At 65.4% G+C, this 254-nt stretch carries 1 protein-coding gene; it reads left to right on the top strand.

All coding sequences use genetic code 11. The annotated features are described in order from the left end of the window. Window positions 1-254 (top strand): MFS transporter (locus tag SB771_RS35770; RefSeq protein ID WP_410722138.1); only part of this gene is annotated, 254 nt, incomplete at both ends.

Raw genomic sequence — 254 nt, 5'->3', positions numbered from 1 at the left:
GTCGCGATTCCGCTGACGGGCTGGCTCACGCAACGCGTCGGCCAGATCAGGCTGTTCGTGGCCGCCATCGTGCTGTTCGTGTTTTCGTCGTGGCTGTGCGGCGTCGCGCCGAATCTGATCGTGCTGCTCGCCTCGCGCGTGTTGCAGGGCGCCGTGGCGGGTCCGCTGATTCCGCTTTCGCAGGCAATTCTGCTCGGCTCATATCCGAAGGAAAAAAGCGCGACGGCGCTGTCGCTGTGGGCGATGACGGCCAC

The organism is Burkholderia sp. SIMBA_051 (genome assembly GCF_046534915.1).
Classification (GTDB): Bacteria; Pseudomonadota; Gammaproteobacteria; order Burkholderiales; family Burkholderiaceae; genus Burkholderia; species Burkholderia ambifaria.
This window is presented reverse-complemented; position numbering and strand designations above follow the sequence as displayed.